The organism is Bacillus sp. FSL M7-0791 (assembly GCF_038627085.1).
Classification (GTDB): domain Bacteria; phylum Bacillota; class Bacilli; order Bacillales; family Bacillaceae; genus Bacillus; species Bacillus safensis.
Map to the genome: position 1 here is coordinate 515,740 of NZ_CP152022.1, position 12,810 is coordinate 528,549.

Here is a 12,810-nt window from a genome sequence, read left to right on the forward strand (position 1 = left end):
CATAAGCTTCACAGCCTTTGATGAAATCGCTATCATTTATCTACAGATAATAGTTAAGCGTTTACATCAAAGGGTGAGGGAGTTGATTTTTTATGAAAAGGATTTTGAAGAACCTGACATTTCAGGTAATTGCAGCTGTCATTATCGGGATCATTGTCGGGATGGTTTGGCCAAACGTCGGAAAAGAAATGAAGCCGCTTGGTGACACCTTTATCAATGCCGTTAAAATGGTCATTGCACCAATTATTTTCTTAACCATTGTTCTTGGTATTGCCAAGATGGGTGATATGAAAAAGGTTGGGAAAGTTGGGGGAAAAGCATTTATTTATTTTGAAGTTGTCACGACACTTGCTCTAGTCATCGGTCTTTTTGTGGTGAATATCATGAAGCCAGGTGCAGGTCTTGACTATAGCAAGCTTGAAAAAGGGGACGTTTCACAGTATACCCAAAATGGGGGACAGGGTATCGACTGGATGGAATTTGTTACACACATCGTGCCATCTAACATGGTTGATGCTTTCGCAAAGGGTGATATTTTACAGGTCTTATTCTTCTCTATTTTATTCGGTGTTGCGCTCGCTGCTCTTGGCGAGAAGGGGAAAGGCATTATCGAATGGCTTGATAAGCTGTCACTTGTTTTCTTTAAAATCATTGGTTATATCATGCGTGCTGCGCCTCTTGGTGCATTTGGGGCGATGGCTTATACGATCGGACACTTTGGTTTGGCATCGATTAAACCGCTGGCGAGTCTGATGCTCTCCGTTTATATGACCATGTTCTTGTTCATCTTCATTGTACTGAACATTATTTGTAAAATGTATGGCTTCAGCTTGTTTAGCTATCTGCGATTTATCAAGGATGAAATTTTGATTGTACTTGGCACAAGTTCTTCAGAATCCGTGCTACCAAGAATGATGGATAAAATGGAACGCTACGGGTGTTCTAAGTCTGTTGTCGGTCTTGTCATTCCAACAGGTTATTCCTTTAACCTAGATGGAACTTCCATCTATTTATCAATGGCCGTCGTCTTCTTGGCGCAAGTGTTTGGTGTAGACCTGTCGATCGGTCAGCAGATCACCATTATCCTTGTGCTGATGCTTACATCAAAGGGAGCAGCTGGGGTGACAGGAAGCGGATTTATCGTGCTTGCATCTACACTTGCAGCACTTCAGGTCATTCCGTTAGAGGGTCTAGCACTGCTGCTTGGGGTTGACCGCTTCATGAGTGAAGGAAGAGCGATTACAAACCTCATTGGAAATGGAATCGCAACAATTGTTGTCGCGAAGAGTGAAGGTGAATTTGACGAAGCGAAGAGCAAAACAGCACTTCAGGAAATGCGGAATATGAAGCAGGCTGTTTAGTATAAAAACAACCAAAAACCGAAACCTTATGTTCTACATGGGTTCGGTTTTTTTGTGTAAAAAAGAAAAACCAATAAAATTAATACAAATCGTAAGACCTCTTTGACCTTTTATTATATAATTTACAGAAAGATCCGATATAATGTATATCAGATACGATGAAAAATAGACTTTAGTCCTGGCAGGTGTGTAACGTAATGACGGCATTTTTAAAATTGTTCGAAAAACCCGGTGTTAAGCGGTTTTCAGTATTTGTAGTATTAGCCACAGCATTATATCTATTAAGAGGAATGATGAATTTAATTCTTTTGACCTTCATTTTCACCTTTTTGATGAATCGGTTGGAAGAGGTCATTAGAGGCTTTTTAAATCGCTTCCTGAAAATAGGACAGAAATCGGTCATTACCATTTTGTATATTCTTCTGGCTGGTGGATTAACATTTGGCGGATTCGTTTTTGTACCAATCATCGCCAAACAGGTAGAGCAGCTATTCCATTTAGGAAAGAAAATTGCAGATCACCCACAAGATTTACCCTTCTTTGACGTCATCACGAACGTATTCGGAGATTTCAAAATATCAGCTTTCTTTGAGAAAGGGTTTAATTTCCTCTATACATACATAACCGATTTCAGCACGTTCAGTATCCAGGTCATTATGTCCTTAATATTAAGCATGTTCTTCCTGTTCGAAAAAGAACGCCTCATTCAATTCATGAACAAGTTCAAAACGAGTAAAATCTCCGTATTCTATCATGAAATTGCCTTCTTTGGACGCAAATTTTCCCGAACGTTTGGAAAAGTACTCGAAGCACAGTTTATTATTGCAACCGTTAATTGTGTGCTAACGACCATTGCGCTAGGCATTATGGGCTTCCCGCAGTTATTTGGATTAGCGGTCATGGTCTTTTTGCTAGGCTTAATCCCAGTAGCGGGTGTGGTTATCTCTCTTATTCCACTCAGCATCATTGCGTATACACTCGGAGGCGGAATGTATGTCCTGTATATTGTGCTGGTGATTGTGATTATCCATGCTATTGAAGCATACTTCTTGAATCCGAAGCTCATGTCAGCTAAAACAGAACTCCCTATTTTCTTCACGTTTATTGTGCTGATCTTCTCTGAACACTATATTGGCATTTGGGGACTTATTATCGGTATCCCAATCTTTGTGTTTATTTTAGATATTCTTGAAGTGACAAATAGGGAAGAAAGTAATTAAAAAGTTCATATGAACCTGTTTACAATTTTCTAAAAATAAGGTATAAATGGTATGAAAATATCATATATCCACACGCTTAATCCTTCTAAAGGAATGGGGGACCCATGTTTTTGGGGTGAATTTTTCTTATCTGAGAAAAAAGGACATCTCTTCGTCCTAACCCGTCAGCTAACCTCATCAGCGTGAAGAGAGTAGACAGTGGTACACGTATGGACACGCAGGCCCACGAGAAAACTCTCTCGTGGGTCTTTTTGACGAGGAAGGGGAGATTTTATTGAAGCTGGCGACAAAAATTATTATTGCCTTGTTTGTAGGTGCAATCACAGGATTGCTGCTCAACCTTTTTGCTCCAAATGTATTCAAAGTGTTAGACCCTTATTTATTTACACCTCTAGGTCAAATCTTCTTAAACCTGATTAAAATGCTGGTTGTACCCATTGTATTCTTTTCGATCACGCTCGGTGTAGCAGGCCTTGGTGATCCGAAGAAGCTAGGCAGAATCGGCGTAAAAACCATTACTTATTTCCTGCTCACTACGACTTTCGCCATTATCATTGGCATTTCATTAGCCTTATTGATTAAGCCCGGAGCCTTCGGTAATTTTGATACAAAAGCGGCTGATTATTCCGCAGAGGAAGCCCCATCAATGGCAGAAACACTACTCAACATTATTCCAACCAATCCAGTCCAATCGTTAGTTGAAGGAAACATGCTTCAAATTATCGTCTTCTGCGTATTTTTAGGTCTTGGCATAGCCATGCTTGGTAAAAAAACGGAAGGCTTGCTGAAGCTGTTTGAACAAGGAAATGAATTAATGATGTATCTTGTCGGTGTTGTAATGAAATTTGCACCGTACGGGACATTCGGTTTGATTGCAACCGCGATCGGCAGTCAGGGACTGGATGCCATGAAAGCGATGGGACTTTACTTCTCGGTCGTGTTAATTGCGCTTATCCTGCATTTCTTCCTGACATATGGATCAACCATTGCTATCTTAGCTAAACGAAATCCAATGGCATTCTTTAAAGGATTTTCACCAGCGATGGTTGTTGCGTTTAGTACATCAAGCAGTAACGCAGTACTGCCGGTATCAATGGAAACAGCGCAAAAGCGTTTAAAGGTGCCAGAGCCGATTTCAAGCTTTGTGCAGCCGCTGGGTGCAACCATTAATATGGATGGCACAGCCATTATGCAAGGTGTTGCGACCATTTTTATCGCTCAAGTGTATGGGGTTGAACTGACGCTTGTTCAAATGCTGACGGTTGTCTTAACAGCTGTTTTAGCAAGTGTCGGTACAGCAGGTGTCCCAGGGGTAGGGCTCATCATGCTGGCCATGGTGTTAAATTCCGTGAATCTTCCTGTTGAGGGAATAGCGCTGATCCTTGGCATAGACCGCTTATTAGATATGGCAAGAACCGTAGTTAATATTACAGGTGACGCAGCATGTGCGGTGATTGTTTCTGAAACCGAAAAGAAACACGAGAAAGAAGCGCCGACACCTAACTTATCACTGTAATAAGCAAGAAGGGCTGGCTGGGTCAGTCCTTTTTTTCATGGATTGATTTGTCTCGCGTGATATACTTTTAACAGAATGAGCGGCCATACATGCCGCCATAGGTTTACATCAGAAGGAGGAACCACTTTGCAGTCTGCTGTTTTAAAAGTAGAGAAAGTCGATAAACAAATTGGCCGAAAAATGATCTTGCAGGATATTTCTATAGACATTGGGCAAGGAGAAATTGTTGGATTACTTGGACCCAATGGGTCTGGAAAAACAACTTTGATTCGATTGATCGTTGGCTTGATGAAAAAAAACAATGGCAACATCATGATCAATGGATATTCACAAGATGAGGATTTTCTTAAAGCGATGTCATCTGTTGGTGCGATCATAGAAAACCCAGAATTTTATTCGTATTTAACAGGCTTTGAAAACCTTGAAATGTATGCAGCGATGCACGATGGCGTGACGGAGGAACGCATTCAGGAAGTGGTGGAAAGAGTTCGTCTTGAGGATGCCATTCATCAGAAGGTCAAAACGTATTCACTAGGGATGAAACAAAGGCTTGGGATTGCACAAGCTATTTTGCATCGTCCGAACCTGCTCATTTTAGACGAACCGACAAATGGACTGGACCCTGCAGGAATGAAGGAATTCCGGGAGCACTTACAAATGCTTGTAAAGGAAGAAGGAACCTCGGTGTTATTTGCGACGCATTTATTGCATGAGGTAGAGGAGCTATGTGACCGAATGATTATCATTCAAAAGGGACAGATCAAAGCTAGTACTCATCTCCGGGATATGGAGGGGAAAGAGCAGGTGCTGATGAATATTCAGCCAGTAGAAAAGGCGGTCTCATGGCTTGACGCACACGACTATACATATGAACGAAATGGAGCGCGTGTACTGCTTCAACTGAACAAAGAACGTGTGCCAGAGCTGAACAAACAGCTTGTGCTGGCGGGGTTTGATGTACTTGAAATGATGCCTCAAAAGCAGTCAATTGAAGAGGCTTTTATGAAATGGACGGAAGGCGGGACGACAGATGCTTAACCTCATCAAGAATGAGCATAAGAAAATCATGAAGAAAAAGATCACATTCATTGCTCTTTTATTGATCGTGGTATTTCAACTGGCCATGGCTCTAACCTTGAAACGAGTCATATCAAGCTTTGGCGGACAAGACACAGTCGCGAACTATTTTGCTTATTCCACGAACGTCGTGTTTATTTTGCAGGTACTTGCTGTTGTTATTGGCGCGACCTTAATCTCAACAGAGTTTCAGAAAAGGACGATCAAGTTTCTATTGATCCGGCCAAAAACAAGACTGCACATTTTTCTGTCAAAATACATCACACTTGTGTTGACAGTCATTTATTTGTTTGTTTTTTATTATGTTTTGGCTTTTCTATTTGGTCTTATTTTCTTCGGTACTGATTTTGATGAAAGAACGGGGCAATTATTTCAGCATACGTTTGCCGTCATTGGATCTCAGTGGGTGGAAGTGATCATGATGGCAAGCTTTGCTTTTATGTGTTCTAGTTTGTTTAGAAACAGTCTTGTTGCCCTTGTGACCTCGTTTTTTGTTTTATATGCGGCGAAATCACTTGTACCGATCATGTCTCTCTTAGAAAATCAGTGGGGGAAAATCCTCCTTTTCGCGAATACGGACTTTACTCAGTACAGCTTTCAAGGACCGCCGCCTTTTCATGGGATGAGCATTTTGTTTTCTCTATTTATAGTAGGGGCTCATTTTGTTTTCTTTATTGGATCGGCTTGGATTCTTTTTTGGAAACGTGATGTAAATGTGTAAAAATTGTGTCAAATAACAAGAAAAATTCGTGACATCTTTGTGAAAACGAGTCTGTATTTCACGATAACCGGCTGATTTTGTCTTATAATAAGAAGGAGTCATGGAGGTGGCACTATCGTGAAAAATTTCATTACGGCTTTACCAATTTTGTTGCTGCTGTCGTTTTCGTTTGTGTCTTTTGCCTTCCAGTTTGATCACCTTGTATATTTCAGACTAGCGCTGGGGATCTTTTCGTTAGCGGGTCTTTTCTTTCTGTATACACTTAAAAGAAACATGAAATGGTTCATGGTCTATTTATATGCGAGCTGGATCGTTCTTGCTGCCGTCACGACATTTGAGGAACCAGTCTTTTCTCAATTTTTCTTCGGTGGTTTAACGATGACAATGGGTTATCTCACATATATGCTCATTTATTTAGGAATGAAGCAGGACCGTGTAGCGAAAGCAAATTAAAACAAAAGCCGATAAAATCGAATAACAGATTTTATCGGCTTTTTTATTTTGTTGAAGCAGACAAAAAGAGCAGTCAGTGATGACTGCTCCTCTAATAGTTATGATTCACGCCCAGCAGCTGCAAGCTGCTTCTGGTGTTTTTTGTCGATGGTTTCGTAAATACTTTCCATCATTTGAGGATCGCGCATGATGGCCTTTTTGTTCTCTTCAATCAATTGCTGATAGGTTTTAATTTTCTTCTTAGACATGTGACTTATCGCTCCCTTATTAGAATGGACGTCTATAGGATTCCACATAGATGAAATTGATAATCATTTTCAATTAGCAACTCCATTATACAAAGACAAATGTCAGAAGTAAAGATTCAATTCAGAAAATTCACGTAACCGACATATTCCAAGCTGGTTCGACGCTGCATTCTTTCCCAGGAAATAATCTTGTCATGACTTGTCGTAAGTGAAACATCAATTTGAAACGTTTTGGCTGTGCAGCTCGTCTTATGAAGAGATTTAAAAAGAAAAAAGACATCAGCAAGAGTTTGCTGATGTCCTTCGTTTCATCAATTAAGAAACGTGCTCTTGAAGAAATTCTGTCACTTCTTCAGGCGATTTTGCATTTGCACTGTGTAAATGACCTGTTTTTTCACCATTTTTGAAAATTAACAGGCTTGGAATACCCATTACCTGATACGTTTCAGCTAATTCTGGGAAATCATCTTTATTTATTTCAAACCATTCATGGTGAGCATAAGCTTCTAGGATGTCTGGAATGAACATGTCCATTCTTGTACAGTCAGGACACCATGTTGCAAAGAATTTAACGATGACTTCTTTGTCTGATTGAATCATTTCATTGAATTGTTCAGTACTTGTGATTTTTTTCAATTTGTCACAACTCCTTTTCAATGTCATTTTAATATAAAATAAAGGCGAATGACATACAAATGCTCGGGAGGCGCTTACAACCTTTACAAATCATTTCAATTACGTAACAACAAAAATTAATTAGAGCATTTTTGCTTGAAAGTGATAAGATAGTAAAGATGAATTTTAGTGGGGGGAGTATCCATTGAAAATAAGTTTAGGATTGATTTACGGCGGAAAGTCAGCCGAACATAATGTATCACTGCAAACAGCCCTTGCAGTTACAAAAGCACTTAACACTGAGAAGTTCGATATACATCCAATTTATATTACAGAAGAGGGTGAATGGTTAAGAGGAGAAAAACTCACTGAACCAGTATCAAACGTCAAAATGCTTCAATTTGAACAGAACGCAAAGACGTTTTTACCAACTTCTTTAAATGAAAGCATGTTTCCACAGCCTGCATCGGCTGATGAGAAAATTGATGTTGTCTTCCCGTTGCTGCACGGACCAAATGGAGAAGATGGCACAATGCAAGGATTACTTGAACTGTTAAATATCCCGTATGTCGGCAACGGCGTTCTCGCGTCTGCCGCGGGTATGGATAAAGTCATGATGAAAGATGTTTTTGCACAAGCAGGACTTGCACAAGCAAAGCACCTTTCTTTCAATAAAAAAGACTACGAGAAAGCGACACCAGACAGCTTAGAACAGGTGGAAAAAGTACTGGGCTATCCATGCTTTGTGAAACCTGCCAACATGGGATCAAGTGTTGGAATTAGCAAATGCCGCAGCAAAGAAGAACTGCAGACTGCATTTGACCTCGCTTTCCAATATGATCGTCGTGTGGTCGTAGAAGAAGGCGTCGTTGGAAGAGAAATCGAGATTGGTGTATTAGGCAATGATGAGCCGAAATGCTCTGTCGTTGGTGAAATTGCGCCTAAAACAGATTTTTATGATTACAAAGCAAAATATGAAGATGGCGATACAGATTTGATCATTCCGGCGAGTGTGTCAGAGGATGAATATAAGACGATTCATGACATGGCGATTAAGGCATTTAAAGCCCTCGATGGATCTGGTCTCGTACGTGCAGACTTCTTCCTTACAGAAAAAGGTGAAGTGTTGATCAATGAAGTGAATACAATGCCTGGATTCACACCATTTAGTATGTTCCCATTACTTTGGAAACACACTGGTGTAGAGTATCCAGAGTTAATTGAAAAGCTGGTGTCACTTGCAATTGAACGTCATCAAGAAAAACAAACCATTAAAACAACTTTTTAATGTGAGCAGCAAGCAGACACTATCCTTAGGTAGTGTCTCTTTTCCTTCAAACGTGAAATGAGAAAGAGAGGCGAAAAATCATGATCAAACGTACAGTGAAACAAATCGCCCAAATGGCTGGTGGAACCCTATCTAATCAAGCTTTTGGCGAAGAGCAGATTCACGGAGTGACAACAGATACACGAAAAGTATCAAACGGCGCCCTGTTTATCCCGCTTATCGGAGAACATTTTAACGGTCACACATTTGCTTCAAAAGCAGTGGAGCTAGGAGCCTCAGCTGTTCTTTGGAATCAAAAAGAAGCCAATCCGCCAGAAGGCGTTCCAGTAATTCTTGTAGAGGATACACTAGCTGCGCTTCAACAGCTGGCGAAATCATACTTAAAAGAAGAAAACCCTCGTGTTGTCGGTATTACAGGAAGTAATGGGAAAACCACAACGAAAGACATGATTCATTCCGTCTTGCAAACAGCGTATCAAGTTCATAAAACAGACGGTAACTTTAATAATCATATCGGTCTTCCGCTCACCATTCTTGCAATGCCAGAAGGAACCGATATTGCGGTTTTGGAGATGGGTATGAGTGCAAAAGGCGAAATCGAATTTTTATCAGATCTCGCTGAGCCGGATGCGGCAGTCATCACAAATATCGGGGAATCTCATATGCAAGATTTAGGATCAAGAGAAGCCATTGCTGATGCAAAATGTGAGATCGTCAAAGGGTTAAAAGAAGACGGTATCTTTTATTACTTAGGTGATGAGCCTTTGCTTCGCGAAAGAGCAAGTTCACTCTCTCAGCGTGTAAAAACCTTTGGAGAAGCAGAGGGCTGTGATATCAAGGTAACGCACATCAACCAGCTTGCAGAAGGAACAGAATTTCAGGTCGAAGGGTATGCCCAAGGTTTTCTCATTCCTGTATTAGGGAAACATAATGTGAAGAATGCACTTGCTGCTATTGCTATTGGCCAGCATTTTGGGCTGAATGAAAGACAAATAGCCCAGGGACTGATGCAAACGAAGTTGACGGGGATGCGTCTTGAGCTGTTTAAAACAGATAAAGGAATCACTGTCATTAATGATGCGTATAATGCAAGTCCTACTTCTATGAAGGCAGCCATTGATCTAGTGGGAGATATGGACGGCTTCGCCAATCGTATTCTTGTACTTGGAGATATGCTCGAAATGGGCAGTGAAGAAGAAACGTATCATTATGAACTTGGCCGTTACATCAAGCCGGAATTTATTGATCATGTCATGACGTATGGCCGTCTAGGTGCATTCATTGCTGAAGGAGCGAAAAAATCATTCGGGGCTGAGCACGTATTCTCCTTTATGGACAAAGAGGACCTGAAGAAAAAACTAACTGAAGTGGCAGGGCCTGACGATGTTGTGCTTGTCAAAGCCTCACGCGGTATGAAATTGGAAGAAGTCATTACTGCACTATAAAAGTGAGAAGGTGACAGAATGATTGGCTGTTTATGTATCCACGGTTTTACGGGTGCCCCTTATGAAGTAGAACCGCTGGCGCAATATTTAAAACAGACGGCAGATTGGGAAGTGCAGTCTGTCACGCTTCCGGGGCATGGGGATGAGCTTCAGTTAAAAGGCATTCTTTATCAAGAATGGATAGCGACAGCTGAACTCGAACTTCTATCCCTTTATCGAACTTGTGACACCGTGTATTTGATCGGCTTTTCTATGGGCGGAATGATTGCTTCTTACTTAGCAGCGAAGTACCCAGTTGCCCGTCTCGTCCTATTAAGTGCTGCGGCTAAATATGTGAACCCAAAACAAATGATGCAAGACACAAGGCAGATGGTGAAGGAGTCCCTGTCAGGGATCATTGATACCAACCCTTTATATGATCGATATCGCCATAAGCTCACAAGCACGCCGCTGTCAGCCGCGATAGAATTTATGAAGCTGGTAAAGCAAACGAAGAATTCGCTTGAGAAGCTTCATCTGCCTGTGTTAATTGTTCAAGGTGAAAGCGACGGGATTGTGCCTGCTTCAAGTGCAGAATTTATTTATCATAAAGTCCCGTCTCGCCAGAAAGAAATGTTTTATTTGCCCGATTGTAAACATCATGTTTGTCATGAGCCATGTGCCCCGCAATTGTTTGAGAAAGTAGAACATTTTCTAAAAAAAGCAATTTAATATATAGAAAAGCTAAAATGTGGCTAAACTAATATAAATTGAATCCCACTTGTTAAAATTTGCATCATTTTTGTCGAATGAGTGACAGGCATATGGTACAATAGGAAAGAAAAGGTGGTTGATTCGGTTGTTTCAATATGACGGAAAAACCTTTATCCCGCAGTCTAATTCGAGTAACGGAGAAGTATCAGCAGGAACCATATTTCAATATCGTCAGGACGGGAATATATTAACGGGCACATATCAAGGCGGCAGTATTGTATCTGGCGTACTTGTAGGAACTGTGAATGAGGATGGAACACTTCATTTTAGATACCACCATGTAAGCAAGGACGGCAGTATGAGAAGCGGGACTTGCAATTCCACTCCAAAGCAGCTGGATAACGGAAAAATTCAACTGTTTGAAAAGTGGAAATGGATGGACGGAGATCAAAGTGAAGGTGAATCTGTCATTGTAGAACAGTAGATATATCCATTTCTGTCTTGTTGAAAAACAAATAGTGTAATGGTAAGATATAAGGTAGGGTAATTCGGGCTTTGTATATAATGGACCTGTCCTTTCAGAAAAGGGCAGTTTTTAATGATCATTCACGAGATTACTGAAACAGCAATTAGAAGGAGTTTGAATAAATTGACTATAACGTTTCAAGATTTTCAATTAAGCGAAAGTCTCATGAAGGCTATTAACCGCATGGGATTTGAAGAAGCAACACCGATTCAAGCAGAAACGATTCCTCTCGGTCTTCAAAATAAAGATGTCATCGGACAAGCACAAACAGGAACAGGAAAAACTGCAGCATTTGGTATTCCTCTGGTTGAAAAAATCGACCCAGCGTCTCCAAATATCCAAGCGATTATCATTGCGCCAACAAGAGAATTAGCGATTCAAGTATCTGAAGAGCTATATAAAATCGGCCAAGACAAGCGTGCACGCGTACTTCCTATTTACGGTGGACAAGATATCGGCCGTCAAATCCGTTCGCTCAAGAAAAATCCTCATATCATCGTAGGGACTCCAGGACGTTTACTCGATCACATTAACCGTCGTACAATGCGTCTTCAAAACGTTGAAACAGTTGTGCTAGATGAAGCAGACGAAATGCTAAACATGGGTTTCATCGAAGACATTGAAGCGATCCTTTCAAATGTACCAAGTGAACACCAAACACTTTTATTCTCTGCGACAATGCCTGCACCAATTAAGCGCATTGCAGAGCGTTTCATGACAAACCCAGAACACGTAAAAGTAAAAGCGAAAGAAATGACAGTATCTAACATCCAACAGTTCTATTTGGATATTCACGAACGTAAAAAGTTTGATACATTGACTCGTCTTCTTGACATTCAATCACCTGAGCTTTCAATTGTCTTCGGCCGTACGAAACGCCGTGTTGACGAATTGACTGAAGCACTTAACCTTAGAGGTTATACAGCTGAAGGAATTCATGGTGACCTGACTCAAGCAAAACGTATGGTTGCGCTTCGTAAATTCAAAGAGGGTTCAATCGATGTGCTTGTCGCAACAGACGTTGCAGCACGTGGACTTGATATCTCAGGCGTAACACACGTGTATAACTTTGACGTACCGCAAGATCCAGAAAGCTACGTGCACCGTATTGGACGTACAGGACGTGCTGGACGTACAGGTATGGCGATGACATTCATCACACCACGTGAAAAAGATATGCTTCGTGCGATTGAGCAAACGACTAAACGTAAAATGGATCGTATGAAAGAGCCTACACTAGATGAGGCGATTGAAGGACAACAGCAAGTAACAGTTGACCGTCTACGCACAATCATCAGTGAAAACAACTTGAACTTCTACATGACAGCTGCTGCTGAATTGTTGGAAGATCATGATTCTGTAACAGTGGTTGCAGCTGCGATCAAAATGATGACAAAAGAGCCGGATGCAACGCCTGTTCGTTTGACAGATGAAGCACCAATGATTTCTAAACGTCATCGTAACAACCGCAGCTCTTCTAAACGCAGAGACGGCGGCGGTGGCGGAGGCTACCGTGGAAAAGGCAAGAACAGCCGTTCATCTTATGGTGATAAAAAGCGTTCTTCAAATGACCGCAATCGTTCTTCTAACGATCGTCGTCAAAAGAAATCTTATAACAACTAACATACAAGAGCGAATCCTTTGCAG

The 12,810-nt window shown here is 41.0% G+C and carries 13 protein-coding genes and 1 riboswitch; of the genes, 11 read left to right on the top strand and 2 right to left on the bottom strand.

Translation table 11 applies throughout. The features are described from left to right. The first annotated feature begins 92 nt into the window (after positions 1–92). The 6 genes from dctP to MHI08_RS02480 all read left to right on the top strand — a co-directional run bounded on the left by dctP (position 93) and on the right by MHI08_RS02480 (position 6,348). Positions 93–1,361, top strand: coding sequence for a C4-dicarboxylate transporter DctP (gene dctP, locus MHI08_RS02455; protein WP_073203933.1), 1,269 nt, complete (start codon positions 93–95; stop codon positions 1,359–1,361). Positions 1,362–1,558: 197 nt separating this feature from the next. After that, positions 1,559–2,581: an AI-2E family transporter gene (locus MHI08_RS02460; protein ID WP_024425375.1), complete on the top strand. Its 1,023-nt coding sequence runs from the start codon at positions 1,559–1,561 to the stop codon at positions 2,579–2,581. A 63-nt stretch (positions 2,582–2,644) separates the two neighbouring features. Next, positions 2,645–2,778, top strand: a riboswitch (cyclic di-AMP (ydaO/yuaA leader). Between the two features lie 77 nt (positions 2,779–2,855). Continuing rightward, positions 2,856–4,097: a dicarboxylate/amino acid:cation symporter gene (locus MHI08_RS02465; protein ID WP_166644710.1), complete on the top strand. Its 1,242-nt coding sequence runs from the start codon at positions 2,856–2,858 to the stop codon at positions 4,095–4,097. 126 nt (positions 4,098–4,223) lie between these two features. Next, positions 4,224–5,135, top strand: a complete 912-nt coding sequence (locus tag MHI08_RS02470; protein ID WP_025093589.1) for an ABC transporter ATP-binding protein — start codon at positions 4,224–4,226, stop codon at positions 5,133–5,135. Next, entirely contained in the window at positions 5,128–5,895 is a 768-nt protein-coding gene (locus tag MHI08_RS02475; protein WP_024427365.1) for an ABC transporter permease, read from the top strand. The genes MHI08_RS02470 and MHI08_RS02475 overlap by 8 nt, the downstream gene beginning before the upstream one ends. A gap of 117 nt (positions 5,896–6,012) precedes the next feature. Next, complete coding sequence (locus MHI08_RS02480) at positions 6,013–6,348, top strand: hypothetical protein (protein ID WP_024427366.1); 336 nt, start codon at positions 6,013–6,015, stop codon at positions 6,346–6,348. A 98-nt stretch (positions 6,349–6,446) separates the two neighbouring features. Here MHI08_RS02480 and fbpB read toward each other — a convergent pair whose 3' ends face one another. Together fbpB and MHI08_RS02490 are read right to left on the bottom strand one after the other, a co-directional pair. Continuing rightward, positions 6,447–6,596, bottom strand: a complete 150-nt coding sequence (fbpB, locus tag MHI08_RS02485; protein ID WP_065215285.1) for a Fur-regulated basic protein FbpB — start codon at positions 6,594–6,596, stop codon at positions 6,447–6,449. A 315-nt stretch (positions 6,597–6,911) separates the two neighbouring features. After that, the gene (locus tag MHI08_RS02490; RefSeq protein WP_034283964.1) at positions 6,912–7,232 is read right to left on the bottom strand and encodes a thioredoxin family protein; all 321 of its coding nucleotides are present in this window, start codon (positions 7,230–7,232) and stop codon (positions 6,912–6,914) included. Between the two features lie 184 nt (positions 7,233–7,416). Here MHI08_RS02490 and MHI08_RS02495 point away from each other — a divergent pair, with 184 nt between their 5' ends. The 5 genes from MHI08_RS02495 (at position 7,417) to MHI08_RS02515 (ending at position 12,786) form a co-directional block, all read left to right on the top strand. Next, positions 7,417–8,499, top strand: a complete 1,083-nt coding sequence (locus tag MHI08_RS02495; RefSeq protein WP_041107469.1) for a D-alanine--D-alanine ligase — start codon at positions 7,417–7,419, stop codon at positions 8,497–8,499. Between the two features lie 80 nt (positions 8,500–8,579). Further along, positions 8,580–9,944: a UDP-N-acetylmuramoyl-tripeptide--D-alanyl-D-alanine ligase gene (gene murF / locus MHI08_RS02500; RefSeq protein WP_197172316.1), complete on the top strand. Its 1,365-nt coding sequence runs from the start codon at positions 8,580–8,582 to the stop codon at positions 9,942–9,944. An 18-nt stretch (positions 9,945–9,962) separates the two neighbouring features. After that, positions 9,963–10,655: an alpha/beta fold hydrolase gene (locus MHI08_RS02505; protein WP_197172313.1), complete on the top strand. Its 693-nt coding sequence runs from the start codon at positions 9,963–9,965 to the stop codon at positions 10,653–10,655. A 127-nt stretch (positions 10,656–10,782) separates the two neighbouring features. Next, entirely contained in the window at positions 10,783–11,121 is a 339-nt protein-coding gene (locus MHI08_RS02510; RefSeq protein WP_024427370.1) for a hypothetical protein, read from the top strand. A gap of 165 nt (positions 11,122–11,286) precedes the next feature. Continuing rightward, complete coding sequence (locus tag MHI08_RS02515) at positions 11,287–12,786, top strand: DEAD/DEAH box helicase (protein ID WP_024427371.1); 1,500 nt, start codon at positions 11,287–11,289, stop codon at positions 12,784–12,786. Positions 12,787–12,810: the final 24 nt, after the last annotated feature.

Bases quoted from the DNA above. Each gene is read 5' to 3' on its own strand.
- dctP (WP_073203933.1), top strand. From the start codon at position 93: ATGAAAAGGATTTTGAAGAACCTGACATTTCAGGTAATTGCAGCTGTC.
- MHI08_RS02505 (WP_197172313.1), top strand. From the start codon at position 9,963: ATGATTGGCTGTTTATGTATCCACGGTTTTACGGGTGCCCCTTATGAA.
- murF (WP_197172316.1), top strand. From the start codon at position 8,580: ATGATCAAACGTACAGTGAAACAAATCGCCCAAATGGCTGGTGGAACC.
- MHI08_RS02475 (WP_024427365.1), top strand. From the start codon at position 5,128: ATGCTTAACCTCATCAAGAATGAGCATAAGAAAATCATGAAGAAAAAG.
- fbpB (WP_065215285.1), bottom strand. From the start codon at position 6,596: ATGTCTAAGAAGAAAATTAAAACCTATCAGCAATTGATTGAAGAGAAC.
- MHI08_RS02460 (WP_024425375.1), top strand. From the start codon at position 1,559: ATGACGGCATTTTTAAAATTGTTCGAAAAACCCGGTGTTAAGCGGTTT.